Annotated in this window: 1 protein-coding gene; it reads left to right on the top strand. The window is 47.8% G+C overall.

The annotated features are described in order from the left end of the window. Positions 1 to 95: 95 nt before the first annotated feature. A partial coding sequence (locus tag ACTHUR_RS11695; protein WP_440398683.1) for an AMP-binding protein occupies positions 96 to 1,093 on the top strand: 998 nt, incomplete at its 3' end.

Genomic DNA, 1,093 nt, shown 5'->3' with positions numbered 1-1,093 from the left:
TTTTCAGACGGCCTCTTGCTTATTTTACCGATAGGATGTAAAACCTATCCTTCGAAATAAACGGCTCATCGAAACCGTACAGCAATCGACACAATATGGACACAAACTCCGAAATGCACACCCACTCTAATTTTTACGCTATGCTGACTGCAGCCTGCCAAAAAAACAGTAAAGGCACGGTCATTTTCAACGACAAAGAAAAAATCAGCTATTCCTCCCTCAAGCGCGAAGTAGAAACCGTCGCCGCCTATCTGCAACACGAAGGCGTACAATATGGCGACAAGGTCGCCCTGGTCGTTTCCAACTCTCCCGAATTTATTACTGCCTATTTCGCCATTACTTCCATCGGAGCGGTAGCCGTCCCACTCAATGTCTTTTTGAAAAGCGAAGAATTTTCCTACATCCTCAATGACTGCGGCGCACGCTTTATGTTCGCCTCAGCGTCGTTGGCCAAAGAACTCAAAAACATCAAAGCCAAAACCAAAGTCAATAAAATCATCTGGATTGGCGAAACCAAAGCTGCCAGTAGTGATGACAGCTATTTCGATGCCGCGCGAACATTCCCCGGCAAGCCGAATCTGAGCCGTCAGCCGTCTGCCAACAATTTGGCGCACATTATCTACACCTCCGGCACAACCGGCCACCCCAAAGGCGCATTAATCAGTTATAGCAACCTGTTTTCCAACCTTTCAGGCATCGAACAAATTTTCCAAATTTCGCAAAAAGACCGCTTCGTTGTCTTCTTGCCCATGTTCCACAGCTTTACGCTGACCGCCATGGTTTTGCTGCCGATATATCAAGCCTGCTCGATTATTTTGGTCAAATCCGTCTTCCCGTTCTCCAACGTGTTGAAACAGGTTTTACTCAAACGCGCTACCATTTTCCTAGGCGTACCGGCCATTTACACCGCCATGAGTAAAACTAAAATCCCTTGGTATTTCAGATGGTTCAACCGCGTCCGTCTGTTTATCAGTGGCGGAGCACCTCTGGCCGGACAAACCATTGACGACTTTAAAGCCAAATTCCCGCGCGCCAAATTGTTAGAAGGCTACGGCTTGAGCGAATGTTCGCCCGTTGTGGCCGTCAATACACC

This window comes from Neisseria sp. P0021.S007 (assembly GCF_051956855.1).
This window is presented reverse-complemented; position numbering and strand designations above follow the sequence as displayed.